At 71.4% G+C, this 16,012-nt stretch carries 16 protein-coding genes and 1 pseudogene; 9 read left to right on the top strand and 8 right to left on the bottom strand.

All coding sequences use genetic code 11. The features are described from left to right. Positions 1-32 precede the first annotated feature (32 nt). Genes ABZV78_RS04740 through ABZV78_RS04715 form a run of 6 tightly spaced genes read left to right on the top strand, consistent with a single transcriptional unit; the run spans position 33 to position 5,013 of the window. Positions 33-392 carry an antibiotic biosynthesis monooxygenase gene (locus ABZV78_RS04740; protein ID WP_355635417.1) on the top strand — a complete coding sequence of 120 codons (360 nt, stop codon included), beginning with the start codon at positions 33-35 and terminating at the stop codon, positions 390-392. Next, positions 389-1,654 carry a beta-ketoacyl-[acyl-carrier-protein] synthase family protein gene (locus tag ABZV78_RS04735; protein ID WP_355635416.1) on the top strand — a complete coding sequence of 422 codons (1,266 nt, stop codon included), beginning with the start codon at positions 389-391 and terminating at the stop codon, positions 1,652-1,654. Before ABZV78_RS04740 ends, ABZV78_RS04735 begins: the two co-directional genes overlap by 4 nt. Beyond that, positions 1,651-2,874: a ketosynthase chain-length factor gene (locus ABZV78_RS04730; protein WP_355635415.1), complete on the top strand. Its 1,224-nt coding sequence runs from the start codon at positions 1,651-1,653 to the stop codon at positions 2,872-2,874. The genes ABZV78_RS04735 and ABZV78_RS04730 overlap by 4 nt, the downstream gene beginning before the upstream one ends. Positions 2,875-2,890: 16 nt before the next feature. Then, the gene (locus tag ABZV78_RS04725; protein ID WP_355635414.1) at positions 2,891-3,148 is read left to right on the top strand and encodes an acyl carrier protein; all 258 of its coding nucleotides are present in this window, start codon (positions 2,891-2,893) and stop codon (positions 3,146-3,148) included. A gap of 3 nt (positions 3,149-3,151) precedes the next feature. Then, a complete protein-coding gene (locus tag ABZV78_RS04720; RefSeq protein WP_355635413.1) occupies positions 3,152-4,084 on the top strand; it encodes an aromatase/cyclase in 933 nt (310 codons plus the stop codon). Further along, positions 4,081-5,013: an MBL fold metallo-hydrolase gene (locus ABZV78_RS04715; RefSeq protein WP_355635412.1), complete on the top strand. Its 933-nt coding sequence runs from the start codon at positions 4,081-4,083 to the stop codon at positions 5,011-5,013. The genes ABZV78_RS04720 and ABZV78_RS04715 overlap by 4 nt, the downstream gene beginning before the upstream one ends. Positions 5,014-5,067: 54 nt before the next feature. Here the strand turns inward: ABZV78_RS04715 and ABZV78_RS04710 are convergent, their stop codons facing one another. Beyond that, positions 5,068-5,784: a TetR/AcrR family transcriptional regulator gene (locus ABZV78_RS04710; protein WP_355635411.1), complete on the bottom strand. Its 717-nt coding sequence runs from the start codon at positions 5,782-5,784 to the stop codon at positions 5,068-5,070. Between the two features lie 127 nt (positions 5,785-5,911). On the opposite strand from ABZV78_RS04710, the gene ABZV78_RS04705 reads away from it, so the two are divergent. From ABZV78_RS04705 to ABZV78_RS04695, 3 genes are all read left to right on the top strand, one after another. Continuing rightward, positions 5,912-7,603, top strand: coding sequence for an MFS transporter (locus tag ABZV78_RS04705; RefSeq protein ID WP_355635410.1), 1,692 nt, complete (start codon positions 5,912-5,914; stop codon positions 7,601-7,603). A 39-nt stretch (positions 7,604-7,642) separates the two neighbouring features. Further along, positions 7,643-8,098: a DUF6069 family protein gene (locus ABZV78_RS04700; protein WP_355635409.1), complete on the top strand. Its 456-nt coding sequence runs from the start codon at positions 7,643-7,645 to the stop codon at positions 8,096-8,098. A gap of 104 nt (positions 8,099-8,202) precedes the next feature. After that, positions 8,203-9,075 (top strand): NmrA/HSCARG family protein, encoded by an 873-nt coding sequence (locus ABZV78_RS04695; RefSeq protein ID WP_355635408.1) that lies wholly within the window; start codon positions 8,203-8,205, stop codon positions 9,073-9,075. Positions 9,076-9,292: 217 nt separating this feature from the next. Here ABZV78_RS04695 and ABZV78_RS04690 read toward each other — a convergent pair. The 7 genes and pseudogenes from ABZV78_RS04690 to ABZV78_RS04660 all read right to left on the bottom strand — a co-directional run. Continuing rightward, a pseudogene (locus ABZV78_RS04690) lies at positions 9,293-9,481 on the bottom strand (YciI family protein); the annotation flags it as partial. Between the two features lie 15 nt (positions 9,482-9,496). Continuing rightward, the gene (locus tag ABZV78_RS04685; RefSeq protein ID WP_355635407.1) at positions 9,497-9,778 is read right to left on the bottom strand and encodes a hypothetical protein; all 282 of its coding nucleotides are present in this window, start codon (positions 9,776-9,778) and stop codon (positions 9,497-9,499) included. Between the two features lie 473 nt (positions 9,779-10,251). Continuing rightward, entirely contained in the window at positions 10,252-11,157 is a 906-nt protein-coding gene (locus ABZV78_RS04680; RefSeq protein WP_355635406.1) for a patatin-like phospholipase family protein, read from the bottom strand. Between the two features lie 194 nt (positions 11,158-11,351). Beyond that, entirely contained in the window at positions 11,352-12,860 is a 1,509-nt protein-coding gene (locus ABZV78_RS04675) for a bifunctional 3-(3-hydroxy-phenyl)propionate/3-hydroxycinnamic acid hydroxylase (protein ID WP_355635405.1), read from the bottom strand. Continuing rightward, complete coding sequence (locus tag ABZV78_RS04670; protein WP_355635404.1) at positions 12,857-13,210, bottom strand: DoxX family protein; 354 nt, start codon at positions 13,208-13,210, stop codon at positions 12,857-12,859. The genes ABZV78_RS04675 and ABZV78_RS04670 overlap by 4 nt, the downstream gene beginning before the upstream one ends. After that, positions 13,207-15,087, bottom strand: coding sequence for an acyl-CoA synthetase (locus ABZV78_RS04665; RefSeq protein ID WP_355635403.1), 1,881 nt, complete (start codon positions 15,085-15,087; stop codon positions 13,207-13,209). Before ABZV78_RS04665 ends, ABZV78_RS04670 begins: the two co-directional genes overlap by 4 nt. After that, entirely contained in the window at positions 15,084-15,983 is a 900-nt protein-coding gene (locus ABZV78_RS04660; RefSeq protein WP_355635402.1) for a fumarylacetoacetate hydrolase family protein, read from the bottom strand. The genes ABZV78_RS04665 and ABZV78_RS04660 overlap by 4 nt, the downstream gene beginning before the upstream one ends. Between the last annotated feature and the right edge of the window lie 29 nt (positions 15,984-16,012).

Raw genomic sequence — 16,012 nt, 5'->3', positions numbered from 1 at the left:
GGAACGTCACCACACTTCCCGGAGGCAGAACAGTGGATCCGACCAGGACGGACGCGGGCTTCGTCGCGATCGTCACCTTCCCGACCGACGGCCCGGAGACGGCGCGCAAGCTGGTCGAGCTGGCGACCGGAGGCGTCCAGGAGTGGATCCGGCACGTGCCCGGTTTCCTCTCCGCCAACTACCACATCAGCGCGGACGGTACGTCCGTCGTCAACTACGCCCAGTGGCGCACCGAGCGGGACTACCGGGAGTCGTTCACGAACAACCCGAGGTCGGCCGAGGTGCGGGCGGCGCTGAGCGCGCTGCCCGGCCTCACCGGGCCGCCCCGCTCCGTCTCCTGCACGCTCGCCGCCAGCATCCTGCCGGCGTCCGCCGACGGGACGTCCGCGTGAGCCGCCGGGTGGTGATCACCGGGATCGGCGTACGGGCCCCCGGTGGTTCCGGCGCCGGGCAGTTCTGGGACCTGCTCACCGCCGGTCGTACGGCCACCCGCCGGATCAGCTTCTTCGACCCGTCGCCGTACCGCTCGCAGGTGGCCGGTGAGTGCGACTTCGACGCCGCGGCCGAGGGCTTCAGCCCGCGGGAGATCCGCCGGATGGACCGGGCCACCCAGTTCGCCGTGGTCTGCACCCGCGAGGCGGTCGCCGACAGCGGGCTCGACCTCGACCGCGTCGACCCGCACCGGCTCGGCGTGAGCCTGGGCAGCGCGGTCGCCGCCGCGACCAGCCTGGAGAACGAGTACCTGGTGATGTCCGACCGGGGGCGCGAGTGGGAGGTCGACCCGGCGCACCTGACGCCCTACATGTTCGACTACCTGACCCCGGGCGGGATGCCGGCGGACGTCGCCTGGGCGGTGGGGGCGGAAGGGCCGGTGGCCCTGGTCTCCAACGGCTGCACCTCCGGGCTGGACGCGGTGGGGCACGCCGTGCAGCTGATCCGCGAGGGCAGCGCCGACGTGATGGTCACCGGCGCCACGGACACCCCGATCACCCCGATCGTGGTGGCCTGCTTCGACGCCATCAAGGCGACCACCCCCCGCAACGACGAGCCGGAACGCGCCTCCCGGCCGTTCGACGACTCCCGCAACGGCTTCGTCCTCGCCGAGGGGGCGGCGATGTTCGTGCTGGAGACGTACGACCGGGCACTGGCCCGGGGCGCACACATCTACGCCGAGGTGACCGGGTACGGGGCGCGGAGCAACGCGTACCACATGACTGGCCTGAAGCCGGACGGCCGGGAGATGGCCGAGGCGATCCGGGCAGCGCTGGCCGAGTCGCGGCTCGAACCGGAGGCGATCGACTACATCAACGCCCATGGCTCCGGCACCAAGCAGAACGACCGGCACGAGACCGCGGCGTTCAAGCGGAGCCTGGGTGACCACGCGTACAAGACGCCGGTCAGCTCGATCAAGTCGATGGTCGGCCACTCGCTCGGGGCGATCGGATCGATCGAGATCGCCGCCTGCGCATTGGCCATCAGGCACAACGTGGTGCCGCCCACCGCCAACCTCCAGGACGCCGACCCGGAGTGCGACCTGGACTACGTGCCGGTCGTGGCGCGGGAACGCCGGCTGGACGCCGTGCTGACGGTGGGCAGCGGGTTCGGTGGTTTCCAGAGCGCGCTGGTGCTCAAGCGGGTAGGGGGGACGCGATGACGACGGTCGTCACCGGGCTGGGCGTGCTCGCGCCGAACGGGCTCGGCGTCGAGTCGTACTGGAAGGCGACGCTCGACGGGCGGAGCGGCATCGGGCCGCTGGGAGGCTTCGACACCTCCCGGTACGCCGCCCGACTCGCCGGGCAGGTGCGCGACTTCGAGGCCCGCGACCACATCCCCGGTCGGCTCCTCCCGCAGACCGACGTGTCGACCCGGTTCGCTCTCGCCGCCGCGGACTGGGCACTGACCGACGCCGGGGTGGACACCGGCGCGCTACCCGACTACGACATGGGGGTGGTGACCGCCAATGCCCTCGGCGGTTTCGCCTTCACCCACCGGGAGTTCCACAAGCTCTGGTCCCAGGGCCCGGAGTACGTCAGCGTCTACGAGTCGTTCGCCTGGTTCTACGCGGTCAACACCGGGCAGATCTCCATCCGCAACGGCATGCGCGGGCCGAGCAGTGCGGTCGTCACCGAGCAGGCCGGTGGGCTGGACGCCCTGGGGCACGCCCGACGCACCATCCGTCAGGGCACACCGCTGATGGTGACCGGCGGGGTCGACTCGGCCCTCGACCCGTGGGGCTGGGCGTCGCACCTGTCCAGCGGCCGGGTCAGCCTCGTCGACTCGGCGGAGCGCGCCTACCGGCCGTTCGCCGCCGACGCCACCGGGTACGTGCCGGGGGAGGGCGGCGCGATCGTGGTGCTGGAGGAGGAGAGCGCCGCCCGACGACGGGGCGCCCCCACCGTCTACGGCAGCATCGTCGGGTACGCCGCCACCTTCGATCCGCCGCCCGGCTCACCGCGTCCGCCGGGGTTGCGCCGGGCGGCCGAGACGGCGCTCGTCGACGCCGGCATCTCCGCGTCCGACGTGGATGTCGTCTTCGCCGACGCGGCCGGCGTGCCGGAGCTGGACCGGGCCGAGGCCGAGGCCGTCCGGGGCATCTTCGGCCCGCGGCGGGTGCCGGTGGCCGCGCCGAAGGCGCTCGTCGGCCGGCTTTTCGCCGGTGGGGGCGCGCTGGACGTGGTCACCGCCCTGCTGGCCATGCGGGACGGCGTCATCCCGGCGGTGCCGGGCGACGTCGACGTGCCCGACGACTACGGCCTCGACCTGGTGCACGGGGAGCCGCGCCAGGCCCGGCTGTCGCATGCCCTCGTACTCGCCCGCGGCAAGGGCGGTTTCAACTCCGCGATCGTGGTCCGCGGGACCACGGCCGACAACTGACCGGAAGGACCACCAGATGAACGAGATCACCCTCGACGACCTGCGCCGGGTCATGGCCGCGTGCGCCGGGGCGGACGACAGCGTCGACCTCGACGGCGACATCATCGACGTGCGGTTCGAGGACCTGGGCTACGACTCGCTGGCCGTCATGGAGACGGTGGCGATCCTGGAGCGCGAGCACAAGGTCAAGATCCCGGACGAGAGGATCGTCGACCTGCCCACCCCGCGGGCGATGCTCGACGAGATCCGCCGGTCCCTGACCACGGCGAGCTGAGTCGTGCCGCACCGGACCGAACACACGCTGACCGTCGCGGCGCCGGCCCGCGTCCTCTACGACCTGGCGGCCGATGTCACCCGCTGGCCGGCCATCTTCGCCCCGACGGTCCACGTCCGTCACCTGGACCGCTCCGGGTCCGGGGAGCGCTTCCAGCTGTGGGCCCTCGTCGGCGACGAGGTCAAGACCTGGACGTCGCGGCGCGGCCTCGACGCGGCCGGGTTGCGGATCAGCTTCCGGCAGGAGCGCAGCCAGCCGCCGATCGCGTCGATGAGCGGAGAGTGGATCTTCCGCGAGCTCGCCCCGGACCGCACCGAGATCACGCTGGTCCACGAGTTCACCGCCGTCGACGACGACCCGGAGCAGGTCCGCTGGATCCGGGCCGCGCTGGACGGCAACAGCCCGGTGGAACTGGCCGCCCTGGCCAGGATTGCCACCACCGGACACCCCGTCGAGGACGTCGTCTTCACGTTCACGGACCGGGTGACGCTCGACGGCGCGGCGGCCGACGCGTACGACTTCGTCGACCGTTGCGACCTGTGGCCGCGGCGGCTGCCGCACGTGGACCGGGTGGTCCTGCGCGACATCGGACCGGGGTTGCAGGACCTGGAGATGGACACCGTCACCGAGGACGGCGCGACGCACACCACCCGCTCCGTGCGGGTCTGCACCCCGCCGGGCCGCATCGTCTACAAGCAGCGCGTCCCGCCGCGGCTGCTGCTCGGGCACAGCGGCAGGTGGCTCTTCGCCGACACGGAGCAGGGGGCGGTGGTGACCGCCGAGCACACGGTGGCGATCGACCCGGCGCGGGTGGGGGAGGTGCTGGGCGAGGGGGCCACCCTGGCCGACGCCCGGGACTTCATCCGCTCCGCGCTGGGCCGCAACAGTCGCACCACCCTGGCGCACGCCGGCTCGTACGCGGCCGCCCGGCGATGAGTGTGCCGGGCCCGGCCGGGGCGGCGGTGGCGGCGGACCTCACCGAGATCGCCGACGGCGTCTTCGCGCACACCCAACCGAACGGCGGCTGGTGCCTGAGCAACGCGGGCGTCGTCACCGGAGGGGACGGGGTGCTGCTGGTGGACACCGCGGCGACCGAGCGGCGGGCCCGGGCCCTCGCCGACCGGGTCGCCGGGCTGGGGGCGGGCCCGGTCCGCACCCTTGTCAACACCCACAGCCACGGGGACCACACCTTCGGCAACGGCATCTTCGCGGGCTCCGCCACCGTCATCGCGCACGAGCGGGCGCGAAACGAGATGGCCGAGACCGGACTGGCGTTGACCGGTCTCTGGCCGGACGTGGAGTGGGGCGACGTGCGGGTGGTGTTGCCGGACATCACCTTCGCCGAAGAGCTGACCGTGCATGTCGGGGAGCGCCGGGCCGAGCTGATCCACGTGGGCCCGGCGCATTCCACCAACGACGTGGTGGTGTGGCTGCCGGACGAGCGGGTGCTCTTCGCCGGTGACGTGCTGATGTCGACGTGTACGCCGTTCCTGCTGTTCGGCTCGGTCTCCGGCGCACTGGCGGCGGTGGCCCGGCTGCGGGAGTTCCGCCCCCGGACGGTGGTCTGCGGCCACGGGCCGGTCACCGGGCCGGAGATCTTCGACCTGACCGAGAGCTACCTACGGCGGGTCGCGCAGGTCGCGGCCGGGGCGTACCCGCAGGGGCTCAGCCCGCTGCAGGCGGCCCGCGAGTCGGACTGGTCCGAGTTCGCGCACCTGCTCGATCCGGAGCGGGTGGTGGGCAACCTGCACCGGGCGTACGCCGAGCTGGCTGGCGCCCCGCCGGGGGCGCCACTGGCGGCGACCGGCGTGCTGGCGGAGATGGTCGAGTACAACGGTGGCCGGCCGCTGACCTGTCTGGCCTGACCGTCCACACGCGAGCGCTGACCGGGTGACCGCCCGGTCAGCGCGCCGGGTGCGTCACTGCGGCCGTGCGCCGCCCGGCCGGGCGTACGTCGACAGGCCTCGCACGATGATCTCCATGCCGAGCTCGAAGCGCCGCTCCGAGTCGAGGGAGGTGATCGGTCCGGCCATCTGCACCAGGTGCGGGAATCGTTGCGGGGGGAGCGAGGTCAGGTAGTCCCGGATCTGCGCCACGTACGCCTGCACCGTCCCGGTGTCCGTGTCGCCGGTCGGGAAGGCGTCGTCGAGCGTCTCGGTGGTGACGAACGAGGTCACCAGGTCCCCGGCGTACGCGGCGATGTCGTCGGGGAGGCCACCGGCGCGCAGCAGCGCCATCGTGCGTTCCATGCCGACCACCCCGTTGGGGCCCAGCGGGATCCGGGAGAGCGAGACGCGGGCCAGGTCGCGGTGTGACCGGAACACCTTCCGCAGCGAGCGGAGGTACTCCTTGACCTGTTCGGCCCAGCGGTCCGGGTCCGGTTCGGGGATCTCCACCTCGGACAGCACCATGTCGTAGACCAGATCGAGCAGCTCGTCCTTGTTGGCGACGTGCGCGTACAGCGATGCGGGCCCGGTCTCCAGCTCCTGGGCCAGGCGACGCATGCTCAGACCGTCCAGCCCTTCGGCGTCGAGGACCCGCAGCGCGGCCCGCACGATCAGTTCCTGGCTCAGTGGTTGCCGGGGCGGGGGCTTGCGGGGCGTCTGCCAGGGCGGTGTCGGAATCGCTTCGGTCACCCAGGTGCCTCCACAGCTCGCTCCTCGTCGGGTCGCGCCCATCGTAGTTGACCGCCTTCGGCGTTTGCTGATAGAACGGTGTTCGCTCATGGAACACTGTACATCGAGCCGTTGCGGAGAGGACGAGATGACTTCGGTGACCGAGCAGGGCACGCCGAGCGCGCCCACCGAGGAGACCCCTGAGCCCTACCGGCACAGGTGGGTCGCCCTGGCGGCGATCCTCGGGGTGGAGGTCATGGACCTCCTCGACGGCACGATCATGAACGTCGCGGCGCCCACCATCCGCGAGGATCTCGGCGGCGGGTTCACGGTGATCCAGTGGATGACGGCCGGCTACACGCTGCCCTTCGCGGTGCTGCTGATCGTCGGCGGCCGGCTGGGCGACATGTTCGGCCGCAAGCGGATGTTCCTGGTCGGCGCGGCGGGCTTCACCCTCGCGTCGCTGCTCTGCGCCGTCGTGCAGGACCCGTGGCAGATGATCGCCGCCCGCGCCCTGCAGGGCGGCCTCGGCGCGCTGATGATTCCCCAGGGGCTGGGGCTGATCAAGACGATGTTCCCGCGCAAGGAGCAGGCGGCGGCCTTCGGCGCCTTCGGACCCGTGATGGGCCTGTCGGCGGTCGGCGGGCCGATCCTGGCCGGCTTCCTGATCGACACCGACCTGTTCGACACCGGCTGGCGGATGGTCTTCCTGATCAACCTGCCGATCGGGCTCGCCACCGTCTTCGCCGCCCTCCGCTACCTGCCGGAGGCCCGGGTCGACAGCCGCCCCCGGCTCGACCTCGGCGGCATCGTCCTGGTCACCACCGGTGTGCTGCTGCTGGTGCTTCCGCTCGTGCAGGGGCACGAGCTGGACTGGCCGGCCTGGACGTTCGTGATGATGGCCGTCGCCGTCGTGATCCTCGCCCTCTTCGCCTGGTACGAGGTGCGCCGGGAGCGCCGCGGTGAGGCCGCCGTCATCGAGCTGAGCCTGATGCGCAAGCCCCGCTTCCTCGCCGGTCTCCTCGTCGCGCTGGTGTTCTTCTCCGGCACCGCCGGCATGTCCCTGATGCTCGGCGTCTACCTCCAGGCCGGGCTCGGCTGGAGTCCGACCCGGACGGCCGCCACGATGATGCCCTGGGCGCTGTTCCTGGTGGTCGGCGCCATCCTGACCGGCGCCGTCCTCGGCGCCAAGCTGGGCCGCAAGGCCCTCCACCTCGGGCTGCTGGTGATGATCGCCGGCGTGCTGCTGATGCGGTACACCGTCGGCCGCCACCACGGCGACCTGTCCAGCTGGGACATGGTGCCGTCGGTCGCCGTCTCCGGCCTCGGCATGGGCATCATGATCGGCCTGCTGTTCGACATCTCGCTGGCCGACGTCGAGCCGGAGGAGTCCGGCACCGGTGGCGGCGTGCTGACCGCGGTGCAGCAGCTCGGCTTCGGTATCGGCGTGGCCCTCGTCGGCACCGTCTTCTTCGGCTTCGTCGGCGCCAACGCCGCCGCCACGGTCACCGGTCGGGAGTCGGTCGTCCGTACCCAGCTGGCCGAGGTCGGCGTGCCGGCTGGGGCCCAGGACCAGATCCTGGCCGACCTCAAGCGCTGCCTGACCGACACCGAGAACCAGAAGGACGTCGCCGTCACACCGGAGAGCTGCCAGCGGGGCGAGCCGGCCGACGCCGCCGTCGCGCAGGTCGTCCGGGCGGCCGGGGCGGACGCCCACCGGCGCACCTTCACCGACGGCATCGAACGCAGCTTCCTGCTGGTGATCGGACTGCTCGGCCTCTCGTTCGTGCTCGCCTTCCTGCTGCCGCCCCGCGCCCGCGAGGAATCCGAAGGCCACTGACCCGCCACGTCCCGCCCATCCCTGACAAGGAGACCCGCCATGGCCGCCGGCCTCGCGTCCACCGCCCACCCCGGCATCCACACCCGGCTCTGGCCCGTCCGGCTCGCCGCGGTGGCCAGCGCGGTCCTCGCCGCGCTGTTCGCCTGGGTGCTCATCGAGCCGGTCATCGGCCACGACCTGTACGCCCCGGCGCTCGGCGGGGAAGAGCCGCAGGACATCGGCGCCGTCGAGACCGCCGGCGTCGCACTCGTACCGGCGCTGGCCGGGTGGGCGTTCCTCGCCGTACTGGAAAGGTTCGTCCCCCGGCGCGCCACCCTGATCTGGACGATCGTCGCCCTCGTCGTGCTGGTGGCCACGATGCCCTGGTCCGGCACCTTCCGCAGCGACGGCGACCACGTGTCCCTCGTCCTGCTGCACGTGGTGGTGGCGGCCGTCCTCGTCCCCGTTCTGGCCTGGTCGTCGGCGCGGCGGCCACGAACCTCCCACACCCCCTGACCCCTCACCGGAACGACCCGGCGGCCGCGCACCGGCCCGGCCCCGGGCACGGTCGGGCGACCGCCCGGCCGGAGCCGCACGACAATGCGAGGAGACACCCAGCCATGACCAAGGTTCTCGTCATCGGTGCCACCGGCAAGCAGGGCGGCGCGGTCACCGACCTGCTGCTCGAGCACGGCCACGAGGTCGTCGCCTACGTCCGCTCGCCCGAGTCGCCGGTCGCCACGGCGCTCGCCGCCCGGGGCGCCCAGCTCGCCGGCGGCACGCTCGCCGACGCCGAGGCGCTCGGCCGGGCGGCGAGCGGCGTCGACGCCGTCTTCGGCCTGTCGGTGCCCTTCGGGGACGGCGGCAAGCAGGAGGAGATCGCCCAGGGCCGCCTGATCGTCGATACCGCCGCCCGTGCCGACGCCCACCTGGTGTACTCGTCCGTCCGCGGCGCCGACCGCATCGTGGACAGCAACATCGACCACGCCGACAGCAAGCAGGTGGTGGAGACGTACCTGCGGGGACAGGACGTCCGCGCGACCGTGCTCGGGCCGGTCTACTTCATCGAGAACGTCCTCAACCTGGGCTTCAGTCGGCTCGGTGACGGTGTGCTCGCCAACCCGCTGTCGCCCGGCAAGAAGCTCGACCAGGTCACCGTCCTCGACATCGCCGGCATGGCGGTGCACGCCATCGAGCACCCCGACCATCTCGTCGGCAAGCGGATCGACCTCGCCTCCGACTCGGTCACCGGCGAGGAGGCGGCCCGCATCCTCAGTGAGGTGACTGGCCGGGAGATCCCGTACCGGCAGATGCCGATCGCCCAGGTCCGGCAGTGGGCGGGTGACGAGATCGCCGACATGTTCCAGCGTTTCGAGGAGAACACCGACTTCGTCGACGTGGCCGCCCTGCGGGCGCAGTACCCGGCGGTCGCCTGGCACAGCTACGCCGAGTGGGCCAGAACCGTCGACTGGGACAGGCTGCTCAACAGCTGACGACGCGACGAGCGGGAGGGGCCGGCGTCGGCCCCCTCCCCGCACCGTACGCCCACGCCTCAACCTGGAGTGCCGGACGGTCGTGGGGTTGTTTCCCCGTGTCCGCCGGTGGACCGGAGACGATCCCGATCACCTGCCGGACTCCCCACCCGAGTGGGCGCGGGTCGTGACGATCGGGGCCGATGCCGCCGTTCGGTGAGCCGAACCAGGGCGTCGGCTATGCCAGGAGGTGTTCGAAGGCCTCCGCGGTCCGGGAGGCAACGAACTCCGTCACCGCATACTCGGCAAGGCCGCGCTGGTGGAAGGGATCCGAGGCGATCCTGCGCTCGAGTTCCTCCCGGGAGAGGTTCCGAGCCAGGATCACGCCACCGGTACGGGGAACCCGACGGCCGGAAGCGACGAATACCCCGCCCGCGTACTGCTAGTCCAGCCAGGTGACGTGGTCCTGGAGGGCCTCGTCGATCCGGACGAGGTCGGCGAGGTAGGTCAGGGTCACCACGAACATTCCATGATCGTATGCGGACGGTGGCGTCGTGCTGAAGGGCCACGTCAGCGGCACCGCCGGCGACGCAGGCAGGACGTCCGGCTCGTCCGCCACCCGCGGCAACGTCGGGTCCGCCACGGCAGCGAGCAGGCGTGCCGCCTGCGGCCGGTCCGGCCAGGCCACCCGGCGGGAGACGCCCTCATCGAAGAACTCGACCACGATCCGGCCATGACAGGCGACCAGGTCTTGGGCCTAGTTACGTTGCCACCGGCACGACGATGCCGATCCTGGAAGTCAGCTGTGGACATCCGGCCGTAGAACGCGAACCGCAGCCCCTCGGCGGACGGAGTGAACCGTCGCGGCCGAACCTTGCGCTGCTGGTCAGCCCACGACGCGAGAGTGGCCGGCCCGGGGACTGCGTTCACTGGTGTCGTCATAGGACTCCCCACGATCGCTACGTCTGCCCGTCATGGCCTCTGTGGAAGGCTAGGTGCAGCGGACCGGATTGCGCAGCTCTGTCACTCTTTCGTGCATTTTCGGGGTCCGGCGGTAGTCCTGTTGGGCCTGCCGTTCAAGTCGAAGACTGACATGCCCGCCGAGTAGCCCGAGGTCGCTGTCACGCGAGGCGAAACGGTGCCGCCACGACGAGCAGGCGGGACGGCCGGCCTCACGATCCTGCATCATCTGCGCTCTCAGCTCTCGAAGCCGCTCGATGCCAGGGCTGCGACTGCTGCCCGCCGACCTACCTCGATCATCTCGATTGCGCGATGGAACTCGTGGCCGCGGCAGGCGTCCGTCGGGATTTCGATCAGCAGATCCGGTGGGTGGCCCGCGAGCCGATACCGGATGAGGAGGTCCTCCACGGCCTCGATGGACAGGCTGACAATGTCGGGTGCGCGCAGGCCCGCGGGTAGAGACGTGGCTTCGCCGCTGCCGGTGGTGATGGTCTTCACGGCAGCACCGACCCGGTCGGGGACTGGGACGTCGCTCTGATTCCACCGCCCACGGGTCGGGTGCGGGTCGGCCGACTCCCGAACCGGTGCGGCGGGTTGGGAGGTGGTGCGGGCGCCGTTGAGGGATACGGCGACGACCGCGTCGGCCGGTATGGAGGCGGTTGGCGCCATCGGCAGCGGGTCCATCAGGCCGCCGTCGGCGAGGAGCCGGCCGTTGACCATGACTGGGGTGATCATGAGTGGCAGCGCGATGGACGCACGCACCGCGATGTCCAGCGGGCCATCTTGGAACCACACTGCGCGGCGGGCCAGTAGGTCGGTCGCGACCGCCGTGAAGGGCAGGGGTAACTGTTCGATGCGCACGCCGTCGAGGAGTTCGCCGACTCGGGTCATCACCTTGTCTGCCCGGAATGCGCCTGGCGCGCGTACTGCGGGGTCGAGCAGGCGTAGCACCTCGCGGTAGCCGATAGTCTGCACCCAGTCGGCGTAGGCGTCGAGTTTGCCCGCCGCGTAGAGCCCACCGACGAGGGCGCCCATGGACGAACCGGCGACGCCGGCGATGTCGAACCCACGCTCTTCGAGGATCTGGATCACCCCGATGTGTGCGTAGCCGCGCGCCCCGCCTCCGCCGAGTGCCAGTGCCATCCGCATGTCACCTCCGCCCACCGGTTCGACCCGGGCCGAGGCCCACCAGGCTTCAATGCCGAGAAGCTCGAGCGCGGAGGGCGGCTGACTTCCCCAAGGCGAGCCTAACGACACTCTTGTCGGTACTGGTCCTCAATCACGAAACTGCGACCGCGGACCCTTGTTCAGCAACCGCAGAGCGTCCGAGCCCGTGGTCATCCGCCAACCGACCGCACAGTGTCGATCGCGTGGGGGAGCAGCCGGCGGCTGGCGCTGAGCACGGCGCCGTCGGGGCGGACGACGGCTGCGCGAGCGCCCCCTGTCCGCAGCCATCGGTGCAGTTCGCTGCCCGGTCGGGCAATGATGAGAACGGCTCCGCGCCTTTCGATGTCGGCTCGTTGTGCGGCGGATGGCTTGGTGGACGTGACGATTGAGAATCGGCCGGCGGCCACGTCGTCGAAACGGCGGTCGCCGTCGATGATCGCGTTCGGGCACAGTCGGCCGGCGAGGCTGCGGCGCAGCCGTGGCCGCACCACCAGGTCGGAACGGTGCAGCGGTGGTGTCTGGCTGTCCGTGGCGACGTCCGTGAGGCCGGGCACGAGGTGCAGCCGTGGCGCCACGGCGCGGCGGATGATGGCACCCAGCTCGCCGCCGGCCGTCATCGCGGTGCCGATCAGCTTCGCCAGCTTGATCATGGCGCGGGCGTGGTGCTTGCGTTCGATCTCGTACGTGTCGAGCGCGGTCTCAGTAAGGGTCCCGTTGAGCACGCCGGCGAGTTTCCAGGCGAGGTTCATCGCGTCGCGCAGCCCGGCACACATGCCTTGGCCGATGAATGGTGGGGTGAGGTGGGCGGCGTCGCCGAGCAGGAACACCCGGCGGTCGCGCCACCGGCCGGCGACCTGCGCGCGGAAGGTGTACTCGGCCGCGCGGAGGATCTCCAGTTCCGCGACGGGAATGTTCCCGGTCCAGGCTGAGATCAGCGGGTGGAGCCGGCTCATGTCGTGGAAGTCGTCGGCGGTTTCGCCCGGTGCCAGCTGGAACTCCCACCGGTGGCGGGTCTTCCCGACCCGCATGTACGTGCCGGCGCGGGCCGGGTCGCAGAGCTGGTGCACTCCTTCCCACTGGCCGAGCTCGGCCTCGGTGATCACGTCGATGACGAGCCAGCGTTGCGTGAATCCCAGGTCCTGCATGGTCGCGCCGATGGAGGATCTGGTGAGACTGTTGGCGCCGTCGCACCCCAGGACGTACGCCGCCCGGACGGAGCCGGGCTCGCCCGTGGCCGTGTCGGTGAAGTCGACCCGCACCCCGCCGGCGTCCTGGGTCACCGCGGTGACCTCGGCGCTGCCGCGAAGGGTGGCGGTGCCGTACCGGGCGAGATTCCGGCGGAGGATCGCCTCGAGTTCCGGCTGGTCGAACAGGCTGCCCTGGGGGTAGCCGTGCCGACCCTGCTCGACATCGCGCTGGAACTCGGCCAGCACGCGCATGTTCTGGTCCAGGAGCCGCAGGCCGCGGTGCGGCCGGGAGATCGCGGCGAACTCCTCCCGGAGCCCGAGGCGGGCCAGGATGCGGTGGACCTCGTCGTCGAGGGCGACGGCCCGGGGCTGGGGATAGATCGACTCCCAGCGCTCGAGGATCAGGCACTCGACGCCGTACTGGGCGAGCAGCGTCGCGGCGGTGAGCCCGGTAGGGCCCGCGCCGACGATCACCACCGGAACCGCTGTCATCGCGTCAGCAACTGAAGAACGAGGTAGGCGGCGACAAGAAGCCCGCAGGCCACAGCCGGTGCGTACTTGCGCGGGCCGTCGCCCTTTCGCAGGTGCACCACGAGGGCCCCGGTGAGCAGGAGCAGCAGCCCGGCACCGGCGACGGCACTGAGAAGCGGCGCGAGCAGGCCGATGAGCAGTCCGACCGCGGCGGCGACCTCGAGCAGGCCGATGCGCCGGTAGGCCGCGACGGAGAAACCGGCCTCCGCGGCCAGCTCGCGCATCGGTTGCAGGGCCAGGATCTTGGCTGTGCCCAGGGCGAGGAAGACCAGCGCGAGCAGCACCGCGAGGATGATCGCAGCGAGGGTCATGACATAACCACCAATCGCCATTCGATGGCGTAACGGCCCAGAATCGCCTTGACGGCATCCTCGGCGGAGGGATGGATGTTGACGGTGGCCACGATGGAGCTGCCCTCGATCGTGGCCTCGATGTCGTGCACGCCGGCGACCTCGCCGAGTGCCGAACGGAGTTCCCTGCGGGCGGCGTCCGTCCGCAGCCCGAGCTTGTAGAGCTTGCCGACGGCGGTGACGGGCAGTTCGTCGAGGACCGTGACGGTCCTGGGCGCGGCGGCGCGGTCGGGCACCCGCTCGCGCGCCCAGGCGCACAGTTCCTCCTCCGTGACCGTGGCGCCGGACGCGAGGGTGACGTAGGCGACGGGTACCTCGCCGGCGTGGACGTCGGGGCGTCCGACCGCGCTGGCCGCGGTGACCTGCGGGTGGGCCAGCAGCGCGTCCTCGACGGTGGCGGGGTCGATGTTGTGCCCACCGCGGATGATGAGGTCCTTTGCCCGGCCGGCGAGGTAGACGAAGCCCGCCTCGTCGATGCGGGCGAGGTCGCCGGTGTCCAGCCAGCCGTCGACCAGCTTGCCCAGGCCGTCCAGGACCGGGCCGTTCTCGTCGCGGTCGGTGACGTAGCCGGGGAACACCGTCGGGCCGCTGATCGCGAGCAGGCCCTTCTCCCCGGCGGGTACGTCCGCCCAGGTTCCGTCCGTGGCAACCACCCGCACCCGCTGGTAGGGCAGGCGCTGCCCGACCGAGCGCGGCCGCGCGACGTCGGGGAAGCTACGCGCGCTCGCACAGGTCCCTTCGGTGAGCCCGTAGCCCTCGATCAGGGTTGCCCCGGTGTGGGCCTGGAAGCTGTCCCGGACCGCGGCGGGCAGCGGCGCCGCCCCCACCATCGGGCACCGCAGGCTGCTGATGTCGGCGTCGACCGGCGATTGCGCCAGCGTGGCGTACACCGTGGGTACGGCGCTCATGGCGCCGATCCGGTAGTGCTCGACGATCTTCCAGAACTGGCCGTACAGGGCGGGGTCGCGGTAGCCGAGCGGACCGGCCCACACCGCGGTCTGTCCCTTGAACAGGGGCGCGAGCAGGGTGACCACGAGCGCGTTCACGTGGAACAGGGGGAGGGCCGCGAAGACGACGCTCTCCTGGTCGAACAGGTTGCTGGCGGCCAGCATCCAGGCGTCGGTGACCTCGTTGGCGTGCGTGTGGGCGGCCAGTTTGGGGGCGCCGGTGGTGCCGCCGGTGTGGAACATCGCGGCCAGGTCGGCGGATCGGGGCGGGTCACCGGTGAAGGCGGACGGGTCCCTGGCGGCGGCAAGCTCGCCGAGGTAGCCGATGTGCACGCCGTCGATGGCGGGAAGCGGCTCGGGCGCGCCGGCGGCGCCGGTGGGCCGCAGCACGAGGATCGCGTCGAGCAGGCCGTCGCGGGCGAGCGCCTGCGCGGTGTCCCAGGTGGTGGGCGCGAGGTCGGGCCCGGCCGTGACCAGGACGCGGGCACCGGAGCGCCGGAGGAGTTCGGCGAGGTGCTGCCGGGACAGGCCGCCGCCCAGGGGTGCCGCGATCCCGGCGAGTTGGGCGGCCAGCGTCGCGGTGATCAGCTCGGCGCAGTTGGGAGACATGAGGGCGACCGCGTCATTCCGCCGCACGCCGAGGTCGTGGAGCAGGTTCGCGTACCGGTGGACGTCGGCCAGGAGGTCGGCGAAGGTGCGGCGCAGCGGCTCATGCCAGCGGGTGGCGTCCGGCAGGACGGTGAGTGCCGTACGGTCCGGCCAGAGCGTGGCCGCTCGCGCGAGCAGCGCGTACGTCGATTCCGGTAGGCCCCGTGTCTCGAGCCGTACGGCCTCGATCGCGGCCAGGTCGTCGGGCGTGGCGTAGTCCGGCCACAGCAGGGGGCCGGTCATTGCTCGTACCTCACGACCGTGCGCTGCCGACCCAGATCGATTGCGCCGTCGTCAGTGGCGACGGTGGCCTCGATGACGTCGCCGTCCTTGAGGTACTTGGGGTTCTGAACCTGGCCCTTGAAGAACAACTTCCACTTCAGCGCGGGCGGGAGGAGCGAGACGACGAACATGACCGGCTCCGGCGGTGCGCTCAGGGCCGTCCCGACCGGCGTACCGGTCAGCAGCAGATCACCAGCGTCAATTCGCTGGAAGCGGGTCAGCGCCTGCACCGCCTGCACCGGTGTGTAGATCATGTCGGTGGCGAGCATGTCCTGCCGGAGTTCGCCGTTGACCCACAGCCTCAGCCGCAGGTCGGTGAACCGCTTGAGTTCGTCGGCGTCGAGCAGCACCAGCGCGGGGCCGACCGGGGTGAAGGTCGGGTAGGACTTGGCCTCGTAGAACTGGGTCTGGGGAAGCTGGACGTCGCGTGCCGAGACGTCGTTGGTGACCACCAGGCCCGCGACATAGTCGGCGAGGTTGTCCGCGGTGATGGTGGTGCCGACGGGAATCTCGCGGCCGAAGACGAGCCCGATTTCGACCTCGTAGTCCAGCAACTTCACGTGACCGGGGCGGACCACGTCGGCGAACGGGCCACTGATCGAGCCCGAGGTCTTGCGGAAGAACGTCAGGAGGACGGTTTCGGGGTTGCCGCCGGTGTCCTTGACGTGCGAGGCGAAGTTCGTCATCTGGGCGACGACGCGGCAGGGCGCCGTCACGGGGGAGAGCAGCGCAAGGTCGTCCACCGGAACGGTGTCGCTGCTCGTCGCGGCCGCGGCGATCGCCGGCCGGTTGGCCAGCAGTTCGGCGGTGGTGGTGGCGCTGGTGTGCACCTTGGCGGCGCCGGTGGGGGTGAGCACCCACCAGGCGTCGGCGGTGCGCAGGACGG

Source organism: Micromonospora sp. NPDC004540 (assembly GCF_040610095.1).
Taxonomy (GTDB): Bacteria; Actinomycetota; Actinomycetes; order Mycobacteriales; family Micromonosporaceae; genus Micromonospora.
The sequence above is the reverse complement of the archived record's forward strand: the minus strand, read 5'-3'. Positions and strand labels throughout refer to the sequence as shown.